Genomic DNA, 19,296 nt, shown 5'->3' with positions numbered 1-19,296 from the left:
CCGTATACAGAACGATTCTGGCGGACGCCGCGGCGTCCCCGACAGGAGCCCCGCGGTGAACACCCGATCCTCCGTCCGGTCAGGCCTGCACGAACCCGTCCTCGCCGGCGTCGTCACCGCCCTGGTGGGCTTCACGTCGTCGTTCGCCGTCGTGCTCGCCGGCCTGCGGGCCACCGGCGCGTCGCCGGAGCAGGCCGCCTCCGGACTGCTGGCGCTGACCGTCGTCGTGGGCCTCGGGACCGTCCTGCTGTCGCTGCGGTACCGCATCCCCGTCACGCTCTCCTGGTCCACCCCGGGAGCCGCGCTGCTGGCCGGCGCCAGCATCCCGTCCGGCGGCTGGCCCGCGGCGGTGGGCGCTTTCCTGGTCACGGGCGTCCTGATCGCACTGACCGCGGCGGTGCCGTGGCTGGGCCGGCTGGTGGCCCGCATCCCGCAGCATCTCGCGCAGGCGATGCTCGCGGGCGTGCTGCTCCCCCTGTGCCTGGCGCCGTTCCAGTCGCTCGGCACCATCCCGTTCCTGGTGCTGCCGGTGATCCTCGTCTGGCTCGTCGCATCGGCCCTCGCCCCGAAGTGGTCGGTCCCGCTCGCGCTCGCCACGGCCCTCGCCGTGATCGGCATTCAGCTCGGGCTCGCAGGCACCGCCATCGACGCGTCGTCCCTGGCGCCGTCCGTGGTCTTCACCGTGCCGGCGCTCGAGCCCGCCGCCGTCATCGGCATCGCCCTGCCGCTCTATGTGGTCACCATGGCGTCGCAGAACCTTCCGGGCGTCGCCGTGCTCTCGTCCTTCGGCTACCGGGCACCCTGGCGTCCCGCACTGGCCGTCACGGGAACCGGGACCGCCGTCGTCGCGCCCTTCGGCGGACACGCGGTCAACCTCGCGGCCCTGTCGGCCGCACTGTCCGCGGGCGAAGGAGCGGGCGAGGACCGCGACCGCCGGTGGATCGCGGCCCTGACCGCCGGCCTGTCCTACCTGGTGCTCGCCGCCTGCTCGGGCGCGCTCGTCACCGTCGTGGGTGCCGCACCGGCGGGGCTCGTGGAGGCGGTGGCGGGACTCGCCCTGATCGGCACCATGGCGACGGCGGTGACGGCATCCTTCCGGGAGGAGACCGGCCGCATGAGCGGCGCCGTGACGTTCCTTCTCGCGGCGTCCGGCCTCTCCGTCCTCGGCATCGGCGGGGCTTTCTGGGCACTCATCGGGGGGCTCGCGGTGCGGGCCGCCATCGAGCGGAGGCGGCCGACCTGACCGGTCAGACGGCCGTGGTGGGCGCCTGCGCCTCGTCGCCCTGTTCACGGGCCTTGCGCTGCCGTGCCCGGTCCAGCGCATTGATGGCCGGCGCCGCGGTGATGCCGTGCACCACGATCGACATCACGATCACCAGCGCACCGATCCGCCACAGGGTCGACTCGTCGGCCGTGAATTCGCCCTTCGACAGCGCGTAGCTGAGGTAGTAGATGGAGCCGATGCCGCGCACACCGAAGAAGGCGAGGGTGCGGCGCTCCCTCGGACCGGTCTTCCCCCGGGCGAGGCTGAGCCAGGCGGTGATCGGCCGGACCAGGAGGATGAACGCGGCGGCGACCAACACTTCGAGCGGGCGGAGGCCCTCGAAGAGGCCTCGGGCCACGGCGCCTCCGAGCAGGACGAGCACGACTACGGTCAGCAGGCGCTCGAGCTGCTCGATGTAGCTGTGCAGGACCCCGTGGTAGCCGTTCGTCTGCTCCCCGGCGCGGATGGTGAGGGCGCACACGAAGACGGCGATGAAGCCGTAGCCCTCGACCGCCTCGGTCACCCCGTACGTCAGGAAGGTGGCGGCGAGGGCGACGAAGCCCTCGGAGTGGTTGGCGAGCCGGACGCTCTTCATGGGCGTGCGGAAGAAGATGCGGGCGAGGAATTTGCCCATGCCGACGCCGAGCGCGCAGCCGATGATCATGCGCCACAGCACATCCAGCAGCACCCACTCCGGGAACCAGGCCGACGGAGCGAGCCCCACCGTGCTCAGGAGGATCGCGAGGTAGACGAACGGGAAGGCGAGCCCGTCGTTCAGGCCCGCTTCGGAGGTCAACCCGAAACGCACCTCGTCCTCGGCGTCCAGGTCCTCCTCCGACTCGGACGGCTCGCCGACCTGCACCTCGGAGGCCAGGACGGGATCGGTCGGCGCGAGGGCCGCGGCGATCAGCAGGGCGGACGCGACACCCAGGCCGAGCACCCACATACCCATGAGGGTCAGGCCGAGGATGCACAGGGGCATCGCGATGCCGAGGAGCCGCCAGGTGGTGGACCACCGGCGCCAGCCGAGCTTGCGGTCCAGGGCCAGCCCGGCGCCCATGAGCGAGATGATGACGCAGACCTCGCTGAGGTGGATGGTCACGTCGCTGTACTTGATGGGATCGGGGTCCGGGAGGTCGCCGGCGAACGTGAAGATGAGGATGCCTGCGGCGAAGAAGACCATGGGCATCGACACCGGGGCGCGCATGAGCAGGCGGGGCAGGAGTGCTGCCGCGAACACGGCGAGCCCGGCCGCCGCATAGATGACGCTTGGAGCCTCGAACACGTGCAACCTCTTCCGTTTCCCTGCAACCTGGCGATCAGCCCCCGCCAAGGATAGGTCAGGCGGACGTGCCTCAGGATCGCGGTGGCCTGGTCGTGCCTGCCGGTCGGCGAGGGGTAGACTGTTCGGTCGTTTCTGGTCGATCGCCCGCCGGTTGCCTGCGGCCGCGGGTGAAACGCAGCCCCTGGCGAGGGGAGCGTCACCGCCGCATGAGAGCATGGAATTATGCCCATTTCCACCCACCCCATGGTCGATGTCACGGATATCATCCGGATCGTGGGCGGCGCTGCGTTCCAGCGTGGGCAGACCTACGCCAAGGACGGCGCCGTCAGCTCCCTCGCCTGGGACGCCGAATCACGGCTGCTGACCGGGAAGGTCCGCGGCACGGCGCCGAACGACTACCGGACCAAGCTGCGCCTCGGACTCAAGGGCGATGGCCGGTTCCGCCCCCTCGAGAATTTCTGCAGCTGCCCCATCGGCGCGGACTGCAAGCACGTGGCGGCCACGGCCCTGCAGAGCAACACCGAGAACCTGCTGGCACAGCACGAGCGTGATCTCGGCGCCCGATCCGCTGCGCGCACCTCCGTCCCCGAGGGCTGGCAGGCCTCCCTCACCGATCTCCTGGACGCCGACCCCGCCGTCGACGCCCCGCCTGCCCCGCGGACGGCCCTCGGTCTGCAGTTCGAGCTGCGCACCCCGGAGGTCGCCGTGCAGCGGTGGGGGTCCGCCGCCGAACGCCAGGGCCAGCGCACGCTCAACACACGCCTCGGGGTGCGGCCCGTCAGCCAGAACGGCAAGGGCAAGTGGATCAAGAACAACCTGTCCTGGGGCAGCATCAGCTACCAGACCTACGGACTGACGCTGGACCCGGACCAGCACCGATGGTTCTCGCAGTTCCCGGCGCTGCACCGCGGCACCGGCGTCAACTACTTCGGGAACAACGACTCCTGGCTGTACCTCGACGACTTCAGCAACCCGTTGCTCTGGCAGTTGCTGGATGAGGCGCAGCGACTCGGTATCGCCTTCGTGGGGTCGAAGAAGTCGGTCACCATCGACCTCGCGGCCCGTGCCGTCCTGAAGCTCGACGCGACCGAGACGGAGGACGGTGCGCTGCGGCTGTCTCCTGCCCTCGACGTCGACGGCCGCCCCCACCCGTCCGAGACGGCCCACGTCATCAGCACGCACGGCATCTACACCGTCGCCCCCGACGACACGATCACCCTCGCCCCGACCTCGCGCAGGCTGACGACGAAGGACATCGAGCTCCTCCAGCGCGGGCACGCCGTCGTCGTGCCGGAGGAGGAGAAGTCCCTCTTCCTGCAGGACTACTATCCGAAACTGCGGCAGTCCATCCACGTGGACAGCAGCGACGGCAGCGTCGAACTCCCCGAGATCCAGCCCCCGGCGCTCGTCCTCACCACCGCCTACGGCGCGGACGGCTCGGTGGCCCTCGACTGGCATTTCGACTACACCCTCGGCGAGGCCGTGCAGCGCCGGCCTTTCCGCCGGGGAGGTCCCGGCAGCGACGACGGCTACCGCGAGACCGACGTCGAGGACACCCTCGCAGCCTCCGCGCGCCAGGTCCTCGGGGCGATCCCGATCAAGGCGCTCCGGCTCGAGGACATGCAGGCCGTCGAGTTCGTCGAGGACGTCCTGCCGCGGCTCGCCGAACTCGACGGCGTCAGCGTCGAGGTGGTCGGTGACAAGCCGGACTACCAGGAACTGACCGAGACACCCACCCTGCGGATCAGCACCGTGGAGACCGATGACCGCGACTGGTTCGATCTCGGCGTGATGGTCACCGTCAGCGGCCGCACCATCCCCTTCGACTCCGTCTTCCGGGCGCTGGCCCAGGGCCGGAAGAAGCTGAAGCTCGTCGACAACAGCTACCTCTCGCTCGACCAGCCCGTCTTCGACCAGCTCCGCGAGCTCATCGAGGAAGCCCGGGCGCTGAGCGAGTGGGACCCCGAGTCGGGACTGCAGATCAGCCGCTACCAGGCCGGGCTGTGGGCCGAGTTCGAGGACCTCGCCGAGGAGACCGAGCAGGCGCAGTCCTGGCGCGACGCCGTGAGCGGACTGCTCGAGCTCGAGGACGTCGCGGCGACTCCCGCGCCGTCGGGCCTGACCGCGGACATGCGCCCGTACCAGGCCGAGGGCTTCAGCTGGCTCGCGTTCCTCTGGCGGCACCGCCTCGGCGGGGTCCTCGCCGACGACATGGGGCTCGGCAAGACCCTGCAGGCCCTGGCCCTCATGATCCATGCCAAGGAGACATCGGGGCTCGACGCACCGTTCATCGTCGTCGCCCCGACCTCCGTGGCGCCCAACTGGTCCAACGAGGCGCGACGCTTCGCACCGGGCCTCAAGGTCGTCACGATCACCGACACGCAGGGTGCCTCCGGCGTCCCGATCGACGCGCAGGTGGGCGACGCCGACGTCGTCATCACCTCGTACACGCTCTTCCGGCTCGACTTCCCGGCCTACCAGGACCTCGCCTGGTCCGGCCTCGTGCTGGACGAGGCGCAGTTCGTGAAGAATCGCGCGTCGAAGGTGCACCAGGCGGCGAAGGACTTCGACGCGCCCTTCAAGCTCGCGATCACCGGCACGCCCATGGAGAACAACCTCATGGAGCTGTGGTCGCTGTTCAACATCGTGGCCCCGGGCCTCTTCCCCTCGGCCCGGAAGTTCACGGAGGACTACCGCACGCCGATCGAGAAGATCGGCGACAACCGGCCGCTCGTGCGGCTCCGCAAGCGCATCCGTCCGCTGATGATGCGCCGCACCAAGGAGGCCGTCGCCTCCGATCTCCCGCCGAAGCAGGAGCAGGTCCTCGAGGTGGAGCTCCACCCCGAGCACCGGCACATCTACGAGACGTACCTGCAGCGCGAGCGTCAGAAGCTCCTCGGGCTGATCGAGGACATGAACCGCAACCGCATGATCGTGTTCCGGTCCCTGACCCTGCTGCGCATGCTCAGCCTCGACGCCTCGCTCGTGGACCCCGCGCACCAGGGCGTCCCGTCCGCGAAGCTCGACGTCCTGTTCGAGAACCTCGAGGACGTCCTCGCGGAAGGGCACCGGGCGCTCGTCTTCAGCCAGTTCACGTCCTACCTCAAGAAGGCGGCCGAACAGCTCGATGCCCGCGGCGTCGAGTACGCCTACCTGGACGGCTCCACGCGCAGCCGCGGCGAGGTCATCGACTCCTTCAAGGACGGCAAGGCCCCCGTGTTCCTCATCAGCCTCAAGGCCGGCGGGTTCGGCCTGAACCTGACGGAGGCCGACTATTGCTTCCTGCTGGACCCGTGGTGGAACCCGGCCTCCGAGGCCCAGGCCGTGGACCGCACCCACCGCATCGGCCAGACGAAGAACGTCATGGTGTATCGCATGGTGTCCAAGGGGACGATCGAGGAGAAGGTCATGAAGCTCAAGGAGAAGAAGGCGAAGCTGTTCACGTCCGTCATGGACGACGACGCCGTCTTCTCCTCCGCGCTGACCGCGGACGACATCCGGGGCCTGCTGGACGCCTGAGCCCCCTGGATGTGCTTATCCGCGCAGCGCACGCCGAGGTCAGTCGTGCCCGTCCTGGTTCCGGAGCGCGGGGTCGAGCAGTTCGGCGAAGGCGCGGGGTCGGGCCGCAATCCACCAGTGGCCGCCCGGCACGCGGGTGACGGTCAGATCCGACACCCAGTCCTCGAGCCCGTCCACGAGGTGCGGCGAGAGGAAGGGATCCTTCAGCGGGACGATCACCTGCACGGGGACGGTGACGGGACGCCGGCGCGGCGGTCGCACCGCGGCGGACATGTTGGTGCGGTAGAGCGCGAGGCCCCGTACCGGGTCGGACCCCACATTGCGTCGCGCGGTCAGCTCGTACTGCCGTGTCAGCCCATGCTTCCAGAGCGCTTCGGGCAGCACCGGGAGCCGGAAGAAGCCGACGTACCAGCTGCGCAGCAGCTGGCCCACGCCCTGGGGAGCCAGCCGGGGGGTGCTGAGGCGCCCCCGCAGCCACCGGGAGAAGTGCCGCAGATCGGGTCCGGAGATGCTGGTGTAGTCGAGGATCAGCCCCCGCGCACGCTCGTCCTGCACTGCGGCCCAGCCCTGGATCGAGCCCCAGTCGTGGCCCACCAGCCGGACACCGCCCGGCGTGTCCACGGCGTCAAGCACCGCGAAGAGGTCATCGACGAGCTCTGCCAGGGTGAACCCGGCGCCTTCGCGGGCACGGGACCGGCCGGCGTTGCGGGTGTCGAACGCGACCAGGTGGTGCGTCGGGGCGAGCTCCCTGAGGACCGGGTGGAAGACGCGATGGTCGTCGGGGTAGCCGTGCAGGAACACGATCGTCGGCGTGGACGGGTCCGGGTCGAGGCCGTACTCGAACACGGCCAGCTCGGCGCCGTCCGACTCGATCGTCCGGTGCCGTTCGCGCAGTAGGTCCATGGGTCCACCCTAGGGGCTGTGGCGGTCCGGCGGAGGCGACTCAGCGCGGCGTCGCAGCCTCCGGATGGATCCTGCCGTCGTCGAGCCAGACGCTCCGGTGCGCGACGGCGTCGGCGAAACCGACGTCGTGCGTCGCCATGAGGACACAGCCGCCACCCCGTGCGTGACGGGAGAGGACGCCCGCCAGCAGGGTCCTCGCCGGGTCGTCGAGGCCGGCGGTGGGCTCGTCGAGCGCCCAGACGGCCGGACCCGTGGCGAGAAGGGAGGCCAGCGCCACCATGCGCCGCTGCGCGAAACCCAGTTCGTACGGGTGTGCCTCCGCGAGGTCGGCGAGTCCCAGCGAGTCGAGGGCCGCCGCGGCCCGCCGTGCGGCGTCGTCCTTCCGCAGCCCTGCAGCTCGCGGACCGTAGGAGACCTCGCGCAGGACCGTGCGCTCGAAGAGTTGCTGGTCCGTGTCCTGGAACAGGTAACCGACGGTGGCAGCGAGTGCGCCCGTCGGCTGACGGCCGATCCGCACGCCGCCCGACGTGACCGTACCGCGGTCCGCCCGGATCAACCCGTTGAGGTGCTGCAGCACGGTCGACTTGCCGCACCCGTTGGGGCCGCGGAGGGCGACCACCTCCCCCGCCCGGACGGACAGGTCGACGCCCGACAGCCCCGCCGGCGGCACCGCAGAACCGGACTCAGCCGGGTAGCGGTAGTCCAGATCCCGTAGCGTGACGAGCTCGTGACCCGTGAAATCGACGGGAAGCGGGGTGGCGTCGTCGTCCAGTCGGAGCGGATCCCCCTCCGTGCCGATATCGACGCGCCGCAGCCCCGCCCGGCGCGCTTCGGTGAGCGGCCCGTCGAACACCGGACGGCCGCGGTCGAGCGCCAGGACGCGCGCACCCGATGGTGCGTGGCGCGGCAGCACGGGCGCGCAGACCACCACACCCGTCCCGGTCCGCCTCAGCCCTTCCAGCGCCTCGGCGACATCCTGCGCGGCGTCGTCGTCGAGCCCCTGGAACGGCTCGTCGAGGACGACGACCGCGGGTCGCTGGACCACGGCGGCGGCGATGATGGTGCGCTGCAGCTGCCCGCCCGAGAGCCTGCGGGGATCACGCCCCAGGAGGGGCGTCAGCCTCAGGGCGGCCGCGATGTCATCGACGGCCCGCCGCATCTCCCGAGCGGGCATGCCACGGTTTGCGGGGCCGAAAGCGATCTCCTCCCCGACCGTGGAGGACATCATGGACAGTTGGCCCCAGGCGCCCTGGGCGACGTACGCCACCCTCGCGCTCCACCGGGCGGGATCGATCCGCGGATCGCCCGGCGTCCCCCGGAAGCGCACCGTCTCGGCGTCGAGCGTGATCGCTCCGGTGAACGCGGAGCCCGTGTCCGTACCCGTCATGCCCGCAAGCAGCCGGGCGAGCGTCGTCTTGCCGGACCCGGAGGCCCCCACGACCACCACGTGGTCACCCGCCTCCACGGTGAGGGCGACACCGGAGAGGACCGCGGCGCCGTCGTCGTGCCCGAAGGCCGTGCAGTCGAGCGCGATCATCCCGCGACCAGCCAGGCCGCGGAGAACAGGCCGACGACGGCGACCATCGCGCGGCGTGCCGCACGCTGGCGGGCGGTGTCGGAGTCCGGCGAATAGCTCGTGCGCGGGCCCGGGGACGAGAAGCCACGCGCCTCGAGCATGCGGGTGCGCTCGGAGGCGTCCACGAGCAGCCCGATGACGAGCGGTGTGAGCACGGCCAGCAGGGCCCGCACCCGGGAGAGCGGTCCGCGCCCGACGACGAGGCCGCGGGCCTGCTGGGCCCGCGTGATGCGGCGTGCGCGCTGCGCGACGTGCGGGAGGAGCCCGACGGCGGACCCGACGACGAAGACGAGCTTCCGGTTCCAGCCGCGGTGGGTCATGGTGGCCAGGAGGTCGGAGATGTCCAGTGTCATGGCCGCCGTCAGCAGTGCCGCAGTGAACACGGTCATGCGAAGACCCATGACGGCGGCGAAGGTCAGGCCCTCGGCGGTCACGCGGGCGACGCCGAGGTCGGCCAGGACCGTGGTGCCCTCCGGGAAGAAGAGCCCGTGGAGCAGCAGGGAGGAGACGAGCAGGGGCCCCGCGACCAAGGCGATCGCCAGGCCGATCTGGCGGGGCCGGCCCGACAGGAGCACGGCCGGGAGTACGACGAGGACCAGCATCGCGAGGGAGAACTCCCAGCGGTTCACCACGAGGACGAGCACCACCAGCAGGACTGCGGCGAGCAGCTCGGTCAGGGGGTTGTAGATCCTGCGGCGGGGCATGGCTCAGTCGGTGCCGGTGCCGTTCCCGCGGGCGGGAGTGGGCGCTGCGTCGATGGTGGTACCGGTGCTCCCGGTGGTGCGGGCGTTGCTGGAGCCCGGGCCGGAGGCCGTGCCGCTGCCGGTACCGGCGCGGTCACGCGTGGTACCCATCCGGTGACCGAGAACCCGGTACGTCCTGGCGAAGGGGAACTGGCGGACGGCACGCTGCGGCAGTGAGTAGACGATCAGGGCGACGATGACGAACACCACGATCTTGTCCAGGGAGTCGGACAGCAGGCCCTGCTTCGTCGCCGCGACCAGCAGCTTGTCCCCCATCGAACGGAAGACCGCGATGATCGCGTTGGTTCCGAACGTCCCGGCGGCACCGAACATGAAGACCGCCACCGGTGCGGCGACGAGGCCGCCGACCGCGCCGACGACGAGCCCTGCCACGGGTACGGAGTACAGGCTGCGGAAGGCTCCGTACCGTGCGGCCAGGCCCGCGAGTAGCCCGATGAGGGCGGCACCAGCTGCGAAGGGCAGCGCGAAGGGATTGAAGAGTCCCCAGATGGCGTTGCTGATCGCACCCGTCGCAGCGCCCGCGGCAGGGCCGGCCAGGACGGCGACGAGGACGGTGCCGATGGCGTCGAGGTAGATCTGCATGCCCAAGGATCCGGCGATCTGGCCGACCGCGATGTTCAGGGCGATGCCCAGCGGCATGATCACCAGCGAGCTCGTGGTGAGCATCGGCAGGATGCCCCCGACCAGGAGTGCTCCGCCCCCGAGGAAGCCGAAGAGCGAGACGAGCGACGCCGTGCTGCCCACGCCGCCGGCGATCTCGGCAGGCTGGACCACGACGAGGAATACGTACGTGGCGGCGATGAGGGCAGCCCCGAGGACGATGAGGAGGCGACGCGGCCGTTGGGCGGCGGGCTCGGAGGCCTGGGTCAGGGATGAACTCACGATATTCCTTGGGCGCGGTGGAGGGATGAGGACGCACCTCATGTCACCTCGGCGCCGGCCGCGCAGCAGTGCGTGGCAGCTCCCAGTGTACCGGGGGCTTGCACCGCCGCGGCGGGTGCCCGGACCCGGGGGAACGCCCCCACGGGTCCGCACCGCCGCCGCGGCGGTCCGCCCCAGCGGAGCGACGACGGCCCCAGCGGAGCGACGACAGCCTTCAACCGGACCGGGCCGGCGAAGAACCTCAGCCGTGCCGGCGTGCGACGTCGGACAGCCTACGCACCATCACCTCGAACACCGCCGCGGGGTCGTTGCCCGTGACGATCCTCGCGTTGGGCGCCCGCTTCCACATCCCCGCGACGTCGGCGACCGTCTGCCCGAAGGTCAGCGCGGATCCGGTCTCCACGTCCACGGTCGCCAGGCGTTCCTCGAAGCCCGCCTCCCCCGTCGCGACCATCGCGGCGAACAGGTCGTGGAGGTGCGCGACGTACCCCTGGTCGTACAGGCGGTGGAACTCCATGTAGAACCGGAGGGCATCGGACACGCAGGCGACGACGGCGTTCCCGCTCCTGCTGCGCGTCCCCTCGGCCTCGCCCGGATCGAGCACCTCGGCCCCGGCGCCGGCAGCACGCGACACCGCGTCGACGTGCGCGGGGGTGCACTCGATCCGCTCCGTCGTCTCGAGCGCGCACACGACGGGCAGCTTCCCGAACGGCAGGCCCTCGTAGGCCGCGTAGACCTCCTTCGCCGCATGGGGGTCCACATGCGTGTTCCATTCGGCGACCGGGGTCGTGTTCCCCGGATAGTTGAACGCCCCGCCCATGATGACGAGGCCCTTCAGCAGCATCGGGAGTCGCGGTTCGGCGCGGATCGCGAGCGCGAGGTTGGTGAGCGGACCCGTGACGAGTCCGGTGACCTGCCCGGGGTGGTTCCGGACGGTGTCGACCCAGACGTCGACGGCGTGGCGCTCCGACACTCCTCGGCGCGGTGCGGGCAGGACGGCGTAGCCGATGCCCTGGTCGCCGTGCGTCTCCTCGGTCGTGACCAGGGGGATCTCCAGCGGCACCTCGCTGCCGATGGCGACCTCCACGCCGGTGTGGCCGCACAATTCGAGCAGGGCAAGGTTGTTCGCGGCGACCTGGCGGGCACCGACGTTGCCCGCGGTGCAGGTGACGGCCTCCAGCGTCACGCCCGGCGTCCCGAGGAGGTACAGGAGGGCGACGGCGTCGTCGATGCCCGTGTCGGCGTCGAGCAGGAGGCGGTGCCGACCGCCCTCGTGCTCCACCGTCAGTCCGCGGCCGTGGTGCGGAGCAGCTGCAGGCGGATGGTGCGGGCCGTCTCCATGTGCCGGCGCGCGATCGCCCGGGCGTCGTCGCTGCGCCGCTCGGTGATGGCGCTGATCAGCGCCTCGTGCTCGAGGAGCACCTCCTGCCAGCGGTTCCCCACCGACAGCGTGGAGCGCGGTGTGTGGATGAGGTGGGTCGAGAGCCGCTGCAGCAGGTCCATGAGGATGGGGTTGCGCGCGGCCGCCCAGAGCGAGGTGTGGAACTCGAGGTTGTTGGTCACCTTGGTGGTGTCATCGGGGTCGACGACGGCGCGGTCGCGTTCCAGCAGCGCCTCGAGGCGCATGATGTCGGCCGTACCGCGGTTGAGGGCGGCCTGCCCGGCGGCTTCCTCCTCGAGCATCACGCGGAGGTCGTAGATCTGGATGACCTCCTGCGGGTCGATCTGCGGCACCTGGAGGCCGCGGGCGGCGCGCTCGAGCAGCCGTTCGTGCTGCAGCCGGCTGAGCGCCTCGCGCACGGGGGTCCGCGACACCCCGAACCGCTCCGAGATCATCACCTCCCGCAGTGCTGTCCCGGGCGGGTGCACCCCGGCGAGGATCTCGCTGCGGAGGACCCGGAAGATCGCATCGCCGTCCACGCGCGCCGACAGTTCCGCGGACTCTGCCATGGCGCCCTCCTCGGAGGTCTCGTGGGTCGGATGTCGGGGCTGCTGCCCCGGGGACGGTCCGGGCCGGGAGGCAGGCCTCCCGGCCCGGATCGGCCGGCGTCAGCTCGCGAGCTGGCGCAGCACGTACTGCAGGATGCCGCCGTTGCGGTAGTAGTCCGCTTCACCCGGGGTGTCGATGCGCAGGACGGCATCGAACTCGATCGGCGTCCCGCCGTCGGCCGGGGTGGCGGTGACCTTCACCGTCCGGGGCGTGCGGCCCTCGTTGAGCTCGGTGACGCCGCTGACCGCGAAGGTCTCCGTGCCGGTGAGGCCGAGGCTCTCGGCGTTCTGGCCCTCCGGGTACTGCAGGGGCAGGACGCCCATCCCGATGAGGTTCGAGCGGTGGATGCGCTCGTAGCTCTCGGCGACGACGGCCTTGACACCGAGCAGCGCGGTGCCCTTGGCAGCCCAGTCACGCGAGGACCCGGAACCGTACTCCTTGCCGGCGAGGACCACGAGCGGCGTGCCCGCCGCGCGGTAGTTCTCCGCGGCGTCGTAGACGGCCGCCTGCGGCGCGTCCGGCTGCGAGAAGTCCTTCGTGAACCCGCCCTCGACGCCGTCGAGCAGCTGGTTCTTGATGCGGATGTTCGCGAAGGTGCCGCGGATCATGACCTCGTGGTTGCCACGGCGCGAGCCGTAGGAGTTGAAGTCCTTGCGCTCGACACCCTTCTCCGTGAGGTACCGGCCGGCCGGGGTGTCCGACTTGAAGGAGCCCGCGGGCGAGATGTGGTCGGTGGTGACCGAGTCGCCGAGCTTCAGCAGCACGCGGGCGCCGTCGATGTCCTCGACCGGGCTCGTCTCGCGCTGCATGCCGTCGAAGTACGGCGGCTTCCGCACGTAGGTTGACTCGGGATCCCAGGCGAAGGTGTCGCCGTCGGGCGTCGGCAGGGACTTCCAGCGCTCGTCGCCCTCGAAGATGGTCTTGTAGCTCGAGGTGAACATCTCCTCGTCGATCGAGGAGTCGATGACCTCCTGGACCTCGACCGGGTTGGGCCAGATGTCCTTCAGGAAGACGTCGTTGCCGGCGTCGTCCTGGCCCAGGGGCTCGGTGTCGAAGTCGAAGTCCATGGTGCCGGCGAGGGCGTAGGCGACCACCAGGGGCGGGGACGCCAGGTAGTTCATCTTCACGTCCGGGTTGATGCGGCCTTCGAAGTTGCGGTTGCCCGAGAGGACGGCGGTGACGGCGAGGTCGTTGTCCTGGATGGCCTGCGAGATCTCCTCCTCCAGCGGACCGGAGTTGCCGATGCAGGTGGCGCAGCCGTATCCGACCGTGAAGAAGCCGAGCTTCTCCAGGTACGGGATGAGACCCGACTTCTCGTAGTAGTCGGTGACGACCTTGGACCCCGGAGCCACGGAGGTCTTGACCCACGGCTTGGACACGAGGCCCTTCTCGACGGCGTTGCGTGCCAGAACGGCCGCGGCGAGCATGACCGACGGGTTGGACGTGTTGGTGCAGGACGTGATCGACGCGATGCTGACGGCGCCGTGGTCCAGTTCGAACTCGCGTCCGTCCTTCATGGTCACGGCGACCTTCTTCGACGGACGGGAGGAGCCGTTCGCCTCGGCGCCGACCGTCTCGCGGGGCTCCGCGTTCTCGTCCGTGACCGTCGACGTCGTCCCGGGCGTGAAGCTCGGCGCGTCGGAGGCGGGGAAGCTCTCCTGCGAGGACTCATCCACGGTGCCACCGGGCGCGAACGACAGGTCGGGGTCGTTCGAGTAGTTGCGCAGGTCCTCACGGAACTGGTCCTTGGACCTGCTGAGCTCCACGCGGTCCTGCGGGCGCTTGGGCCCGGCGATGGAAGAGACCACCGTGGACAGATCCAGTTCCAGGTACTCGGAGAAGCGGATCTCGCGGGAGGGATCGTGCCAGAGGCCCTGCTCCTTGGCGTAGGTCTCGACGAGTGCCACGTTCTCGGCCGGCCGGCCGGTGAGGCGCAGGTAGTCGAGTGTGACGTCGTCGATCGGGAACATGGCGGCGGTCGAGCCGAACTCGGGGCTCATGTTGCCGATGGTCGCGCGGTTGGCGAGCGGCACGGATGCGACGCCCTCCCCGTAGAACTCGACGAACTTGCCGACCACGCCGTGCTTGCGCAGCATCTGCGTGATGGTGAGGACGACGTCGGTGGCGGTGGCGCCCGCCGGGATCTCCCCGGTGAGCTTGAAGCCGACGACGCGCGGGATGAGCATGGAGACGGGCTGGCCGAGCATGGCCGCCTCGGCCTCGATGCCGCCGACGCCCCAGCCGAGAACGCCGAGACCGTTGACCATGGTGGTGTGCGAGTCGGTGCCCACGCACGTGTCGGGGTAGGCGCGGAGCACGCCGTCGACCTCGCGGGTCATGACGGTGCGGGCCAGGTACTCCAGGTTGACCTGGTGCACGATGCCCATCCCCGGCGGGACGACCTTGAAGTCGTCGAAGGCGGTCTGCCCCCAGCGGAGGAACTGGTACCGCTCCCCGTTGCGCTGGTACTCGATCTCCATGTTGCGCTCGAGGGCGCCGGCATTGCCGAACACGTCGATCTGGACGGAGTGATCGATGACCATCTCGGCGGGTGCGAGCGGGTTCACGCGCTTGGGATCGCCGCCGAGGTCCGCGACGGCCTCACGCATCGTTGCGAGGTCGACGACGCAGGGCACGCCGGTGAAGTCCTGCATGATCACGCGTGCCGGGGTGAACTGGATCTCGGTGCTGGGCTCCGCCGCCGCGTCCCACTGCGCCAGGGCGCGGACGTGGTCTGCCGTGATGTTCGCGCCGTCCTCGGTGCGGAGCAGGTTCTCCAGCAGGACCTTGAGGCTGAACGGAAGGTTCTCGGCGCCGTCAACCGCGCTGAGCCGGAAAATTTCGTAGCTGGCGCCAGCGACGTCGAGAACGCCCTTCGCGCCGAATGAGTCCGCGGTCGACATGACGTTGGCTCCCTTCAGAGAGGTTGTGGAATGACTCCATCCTATTCCACGAGCGGGGACACTGTATACAGTCGTACACCGTGTCCCCGGAACTCTCCGGACGCCCGCGAGGGAGACTCAGGGCCGGTGACGGAGTGTGCCTTCACCGTCCTGGCCGGCCCTCAGGCCGAACAGGAACGCCGCCTCTTCCGAGGACTCGACGCGGCTGTGGTCCACCACGGGGCCCGTACCGGCGATCTCGCGGATGAGTTCGATCCCCGCGACCGCCTCCTCTTTCGTGGCGTAGTAGGCGGACACGGCGACGAGGGTCCCATCCGGGGCAGTCAGTTTCACCCGGAAACCGTCGTCGTGAGCGTCCACCAGTTTGAAGTATCCAGCCATCGTCTTACCTCCTTGTAAGGGGCAACTTCAGCAATCTGTGATCCCCTATCATAAGCATACTTACCGCCTCTGACACGGGGTCGCCGGATGCTCCTGATGGAGGGTCCGGCCGCCCATGACCGGCGCCCGCGCAGGGTAGGCGCGCCGGGCGGCAGAAGGAGCACCATGACCGAGTCGAGCAGCACAGGAACCCCTGACGGAGTACGCCGCGCGCACGGGCCTGCATCCGACGGACCCTCGGACGGCCACCCGGACCGCGACCGGCGCGAGGAGATCCTCGAACCGTCTCCCGGAGCTCGGGGCCACCGTGCCGAGAGCATCAGGGACGAGCAGGGGATCCACGAGGCAGGCGCCGTCCCTGCCGCCTTCGACGGGGACGGAACGGCGGACGGGCCCGACGGCGCCGGTCGTCCACGCCATCCCGAAGACGCCCTCTCCGAGCACGATGCCTGGGACGGCGGAAGCGCAGGGCGCTGACGGCGCTCAGCGCCCCCGGGCCGCGAGTCGGGCCACGAGGAAGGACGGCGCCAACCGCGCCAGTCCCACGAGGGCCTTGTAGCGGAGGCTGGGAATGGAGACGGCCTTGCCGGCCGCTGTGTCACGCAGTGCTTCCCGCACCACGGGACCCACGACGAGCCACAGGCCGGCGGGGACGGACGATGGCTCCACCCCCATGCGCTGGTGGAATTCGGTCCGCACGAAACCCGGGCAGACGGCGGTGACCCGGATCCCCTCCCGTCCGTAGGCGAGATTCGCCCACCGGCTGAAGCTGATCATCGCCGCCTTCGCCGCGCCGTAGGTACCCCGGGGGGTGAAGCCGGCGACACTGGCCACGTTGATGACCGTCCCGGCACGGCGGGGTCGCATCGACTGCAGGGCGGCGTGCGCGAGGGCCAGAGGCACCTCGACGTGGATCCTCAGGTGCCGGATCTCGTCGTCGAGCGTGTTGTCCGCGAACGACCCGACCAGACCGTACCCGGCATTGTTGACGAGCACCGTCACGGGTGCGCGGTCGTCCCCCGCGGCACGCAGCCGGTCCAGCACGCGGGCGCGGCCGTCGTCGTCGAGCAGATCCGCCGCGATCACCTCGACCCCGACGCCCTGCGCCCGATACGCGGCCGCTGCCTCCTCGAGGCGGCCCTCGGACCGGGCGACCAGCACCAGGTCGCATTCCTGCGCTGCGAACTGGCGTGCGAATTCGGCGCCGATCCCCGAGGTGGCCCCGGTGATCAGTACGGTGTCGGTCATTCCACCACCCTCCCCGACGGTGGCCGGCAGCACAAGCGCGGGCCGATGCACCCGCCGTCGGCAATGCAACGTCGATGCGACCCCCTGCGGTGTACGTTCGGCGCTACCGGCGGTCGAGCGACGCCTGCGTGCGCGCTCTGTCCGTCGAGTCCAGCGCCGACCCCAACCGGCGCGACCGATGCGTCATGAGAGGAAGTTCCATGAGCGGTAACAGAGCTGTTGCGTACAAGGGACCGGGGAAGGTCGAGGTCATCGACACCGACTACCCCACATTCGAACTGAAGGACGGGCCGGGGGTGAATCCGGCCAACGTGGGCCGGGCCCTCCACCACGGGGTGATCCTCAAGACCGTCACCACCAACATCTGCGGCTCGGACCAGCACATGGTCCGCGGGCGCACGACGGCGCCCGCGGACCTCGTGCTCGGACACGAGATCACCGGCGAGGTCGTCGAGGTGGGGCGTGACGTCGAATTCATCAAGAAGGGTGACATCTGCTCCGTCCCCTTCAACATCGCCTGCGGGCGGTGCAGGAACTGCAAGGAACGGAAGACGGGCATCTGTCTCAACGTCAATCCCGCCCGGCCCGGAGCCGCCTACGGCTACGTGGACATGGGCGGCTGGGTGGGCGGGCAGGCCGAGTACGTCCTGGTCCCCTATGCGGACTGGAACCTGCTGAAGTTCCCCGACCGGGATCAGGCCCTCGAGAAGATCCTGGACCTGACGATGCTGTCGGACATCTTCCCGACAGGGTTCCATGGGGCCGTGACGGCAGGGGTGGGCGTCGGCTCGACCGTCTACGTCGCAGGAGCCGGCCCGGTGGGCCTCGCCGCCGCCGTCTCGGCCCAGTTGCTGGGAGCAGCCGTCGTCATCGTCGGTGATCTCAACGAGGACCGGCTGGCGCAGGCACGCAGCTTCGGGTGTGAGACCGTGGACGTCTCCAAGGGGCACCCCAAGGACCAGATCGAGCAGCTCCTGGGCACACCGGAAGTCGACTGCGGCGTCGACGCCGTGGGCTTCGAGGCCCGCGGGCACGGCGAGGGTTCTGCGAGCGAGGCGCCCGCCACGGTCCTGAACTCCCTGATGGACATCACCACGGCCGGCGGCGCCCTGGGCATCCCGGGACTGTACGTCACGGGTGACCCCGGAGGCATCGACGAGGCCGCGAAGGTCGGATCGCTGTCGATCAGCCTCGGCACCGGATGGGCGAAGTCGCTGTCCTTCACCACCGGCCAGTGCCCGGTGATGAAGTACAACCGCGGTCTGATGATGGCGATCCTGCACGACCGCGTGCAGATCGCCAAGGCCGTGAACGCGAAGCCGATCGGCCTGGAGGACGCACCCCGCGGTTACGAGGAGTTCGACGCCGGAGCTGCGACGAAGTACGTGCTCGATCCCCACGGGATGGTCGCCGCCTGAGCGGGGGGTCGTCCGCCTGAGCGGAACGGAAAGGGGCTCGGACCGTCATGGTCCGGGCCCCCTTTTTCGTGGGCACGCAGCCCCTCCCGGCGACGGCCGGATCACCCAGTGCGGGTGAGTGTGGCAGACAAATCGAGATCGGTCCAGTAAAAACTCCTGTTTGTGTGGAAAGTCAAGCACGACTCAGTACCGATTTGGCAACGAAAGAAAACTACTCTACGGTAGGGGTAGTTCCCCGTCAGGGGAAGCGAAAACGCTGCCGCACGGCGAGCAGCGGGAATGCCCGGCGCCGCCCCTCCACCGCTCGTTGCTCAACAGGCGGCTGCCGAACCATGACCTCAATACCGTCAAGGTGAGCAGCGGCGCGAAGAAGTCCGGGGACGGACCTAGTGCGGGTGGCCTCTCGGAGCATCGTAACGCCATGAACACTACCAAATTCAGCACCGCCGCCCGTCGCGGACTTGCAGCAGTAGCACTCACCGGCCTCGGCCTCGGCGCAGCGGCCGGTGCGGCCAGCGCGGACACCTGGGACCAGCTCGCACAGTGCGAGAGTGGCGGGGACTGGGGCATCAACACGGGCAACGGTTACTACGGCGGCCTGCAGTTCTCCCAGTCGAGCTGGATCGCCGCTGGCGGTCAGGGCTCGCCCGCCGGAGCCAGCGTCGCCGAGCAGAAGCGCGTCGCCGCGGAGCTCCAGCAGATGCAGGGCTGGGGCGCATGGCCCGCCTGCTCGGCCAAGCTCGGCCTCAACGGCGGCTCGCCCACGGGCTACGTCTCCGCCCAGCAGGCCCCGGCGCCTGTCGCGGCTCCCGTCGTCCAGGCTCCGGTTGCCCAGGCGCCCGTCGTCCAGGCCCCGGTCGTCCAGGCACCCGCCGCCCCCGTTGTCCAGGCCCCGGTCGTCCAGGCACCCGTCGCCGCCCCCGTCGTCCAGACCCCGGTCGCCCAGGCTCCCGTCGCCGCCCCCGTGGCACTGAGCGGCCAGACCTACACCATCCAGTCCGGTGACACCCTGAGCTCCATCGCCGCGAAGCTCGGCATCGACGGCGGCTGGCAGGCCCTGTTCGCCGCGAACACCGACACCGTCATCCACGCGGACCTGATCTTCACGGGCCACGTCCTGCAGCTCCCGGCCTAGTCCAGGAGCACCCCGGATCCGGTAGCTC

15 protein-coding genes are annotated in these 19,296 nt (G+C 70.1%); 5 read left to right on the top strand and 10 right to left on the bottom strand.

The window, feature by feature from the left end; genetic code table 11:
* Positions 1–55: 55 nt before the first annotated feature.
* Positions 56–1,243, top strand: coding sequence for a benzoate/H(+) symporter BenE family transporter (locus ACX80F_RS11630; protein WP_459336555.1), 1,188 nt, complete (start codon positions 56–58; stop codon positions 1,241–1,243).
* 4 nt (positions 1,244–1,247) lie between these two features.
* On the opposite strand, the gene ACX80F_RS11625 is transcribed toward ACX80F_RS11630, so the two are convergent.
* A complete protein-coding gene (locus ACX80F_RS11625; RefSeq protein WP_459336554.1) occupies positions 1,248–2,549 on the bottom strand; it encodes a cation:proton antiporter in 1,302 nt (433 codons plus the stop codon).
* Between the two features lie 222 nt (positions 2,550–2,771).
* Between ACX80F_RS11625 and ACX80F_RS11620 the strand changes: the two genes are divergently transcribed.
* Positions 2,772–6,068, top strand: coding sequence for a DEAD/DEAH box helicase (locus ACX80F_RS11620; RefSeq protein ID WP_459336553.1), 3,297 nt, complete (start codon positions 2,772–2,774; stop codon positions 6,066–6,068).
* Between the two features lie 39 nt (positions 6,069–6,107).
* Here the strand turns inward: ACX80F_RS11620 and ACX80F_RS11615 are convergent, their stop codons facing one another.
* The 8 genes from ACX80F_RS11615 to ACX80F_RS11580 form a co-directional block, all read right to left on the bottom strand.
* Complete coding sequence (locus ACX80F_RS11615; RefSeq protein ID WP_459336552.1) at positions 6,108–6,971, bottom strand: alpha/beta fold hydrolase; 864 nt, start codon at positions 6,969–6,971, stop codon at positions 6,108–6,110.
* 40 nt (positions 6,972–7,011) lie between these two features.
* A complete protein-coding gene (locus ACX80F_RS11610) occupies positions 7,012–8,508 on the bottom strand; it encodes an ABC transporter ATP-binding protein (RefSeq protein ID WP_459336551.1) in 1,497 nt (498 codons plus the stop codon).
* Positions 8,505–9,251 carry an energy-coupling factor transporter transmembrane component T gene (locus tag ACX80F_RS11605; RefSeq protein WP_459336550.1) on the bottom strand — a complete coding sequence of 249 codons (747 nt, stop codon included), beginning with the start codon at positions 9,249–9,251 and terminating at the stop codon, positions 8,505–8,507. The genes ACX80F_RS11610 and ACX80F_RS11605 overlap by 4 nt, the downstream gene beginning before the upstream one ends.
* 3 nt (positions 9,252–9,254) lie before the next feature.
* Positions 9,255–10,193 (bottom strand): ECF transporter S component, encoded by a 939-nt coding sequence (locus ACX80F_RS11600; RefSeq protein ID WP_459336549.1) that lies wholly within the window; start codon positions 10,191–10,193, stop codon positions 9,255–9,257.
* 241 nt (positions 10,194–10,434) lie between these two features.
* A complete protein-coding gene (locus tag ACX80F_RS11595) occupies positions 10,435–11,475 on the bottom strand; it encodes a nucleoside hydrolase (RefSeq protein WP_459336548.1) in 1,041 nt (346 codons plus the stop codon).
* A gap of 2 nt (positions 11,476–11,477) precedes the next feature.
* Positions 11,478–12,143, bottom strand: a complete 666-nt coding sequence (locus ACX80F_RS11590; RefSeq protein WP_459336547.1) for a GntR family transcriptional regulator — start codon at positions 12,141–12,143, stop codon at positions 11,478–11,480.
* A 99-nt stretch (positions 12,144–12,242) separates the two neighbouring features.
* Complete coding sequence (gene acnA / locus ACX80F_RS11585; protein ID WP_459336546.1) at positions 12,243–15,086, bottom strand: aconitate hydratase AcnA; 2,844 nt, start codon at positions 15,084–15,086, stop codon at positions 12,243–12,245.
* Positions 15,087–15,203: 117 nt separating this feature from the next.
* On the bottom strand, positions 15,204–15,467 hold the full coding sequence (locus ACX80F_RS11580) for a YegP family protein (RefSeq protein ID WP_459336545.1): 264 nt from the start codon (positions 15,465–15,467) through the stop codon (positions 15,204–15,206).
* Positions 15,468–15,632: 165 nt separating this feature from the next.
* Between ACX80F_RS11580 and ACX80F_RS11575 the strand changes: the two genes are divergently transcribed.
* On the top strand, positions 15,633–15,944 hold the full coding sequence (locus ACX80F_RS11575; RefSeq protein ID WP_459336544.1) for a hypothetical protein: 312 nt from the start codon (positions 15,633–15,635) through the stop codon (positions 15,942–15,944).
* A 6-nt stretch (positions 15,945–15,950) separates the two neighbouring features.
* Here ACX80F_RS11575 and ACX80F_RS11570 read toward each other — a convergent pair whose 3' ends face one another.
* On the bottom strand, positions 15,951–16,715 hold the full coding sequence (locus tag ACX80F_RS11570) for an SDR family NAD(P)-dependent oxidoreductase (RefSeq protein ID WP_459336543.1): 765 nt from the start codon (positions 16,713–16,715) through the stop codon (positions 15,951–15,953).
* Between the two features lie 200 nt (positions 16,716–16,915).
* Between ACX80F_RS11570 and fdhA the strand changes: the two genes are divergently transcribed.
* Both fdhA and ACX80F_RS11560 read left to right on the top strand, forming a co-directional pair.
* Entirely contained in the window at positions 16,916–18,133 is a 1,218-nt protein-coding gene (gene fdhA / locus ACX80F_RS11565) for a formaldehyde dehydrogenase, glutathione-independent (RefSeq protein WP_459336542.1), read from the top strand.
* Between the two features lie 421 nt (positions 18,134–18,554).
* On the top strand, positions 18,555–19,268 hold the full coding sequence (locus tag ACX80F_RS11560; RefSeq protein WP_459336541.1) for a transglycosylase family protein: 714 nt from the start codon (positions 18,555–18,557) through the stop codon (positions 19,266–19,268).
* Positions 19,269–19,296 lie beyond the last annotated feature (28 nt).

This window comes from Arthrobacter sp. TMS2-4 (assembly GCF_054511075.1).
This window is presented reverse-complemented; position numbering and strand designations above follow the sequence as displayed.